1 protein-coding gene is annotated in these 776 nt (G+C 70.4%); it reads left to right on the top strand.

The window, feature by feature from the left end:
- Positions 1-390: 390 nt before the first annotated feature.
- On the top strand, positions 391-776 hold a 386-nt coding region (locus E2E34_RS34800), incomplete at its 3' end, for a hypothetical protein (protein WP_138905779.1).

Raw genomic sequence — 776 nt, 5'->3', positions numbered from 1 at the left:
CCCCTCACACCACCCCACCCACCGGACCGGATCTTCGTAACAGTCGCTGTGCACGTTTCTTCACACACCCACACGCACACCGCAGAAACGCCCGAACGAAGAGGACGGGCGGCTCCTGCAGCGATGGAGGAACAACCGCAGGAGCCCGCCCTGACCAGCGCCTGCCCCCGAAACCCACGCCCATGCCCATGCCCGTTCCCGCGCCGACGCCACGAGTAGCCGGGGAGGGGGCCTGAACGGCATGAGTCGGCACGGCATCTTCTGCGAACTTCTCACCAACGACCCCTTGCACTCCGGGTGACAAGTAGTGACAACATGTGACGAGCAGTGATGGCTGCTGGTCGGAGCGGCTCTTCGCTCCGTCCGGCCCGGAATGCAGGGGCGGTCCGTATGGGCAACACGACGCATGCGATGGAATGGCTGGCCGACGCGGCGTTGGATCCGGCCGCCTGCGCCAGGCAGTGGCGGCGTCACCAGCCGGACGTCGCCCTGCTTCCGGCCGGCCGCCGGTGGGACGTCGTGATCACACCCGAGCGGCTGGGCTTCGCCCTCCTGCGCGCCATGAGCGACTGCCGACTACGGCCCGGCCCGGTCCTGTTCGACACCTGCGCCAGGCTCACCGGGTTCTTCGTGCCGCCCGGCGCCACTGCCGGCTGGTTCGCCTCCGGAATCCGCTGCGCCGGCGCAGGCGCCTGGATCGCCACCCCGTGGCCGCGGCCCGCACCCGGACGCCTGCGCTGGCTCGTCCTGCCGGACGGCACCGGCGCCCTCAACGA

It is taken from the genome of Streptomyces albidochromogenes (assembly GCF_005981925.1).
GTDB classification, from domain to species: Bacteria; Actinomycetota; Actinomycetes; order Streptomycetales; family Streptomycetaceae; genus Streptomyces; species Streptomyces albidochromogenes.
This window is presented reverse-complemented; position numbering and strand designations above follow the sequence as displayed.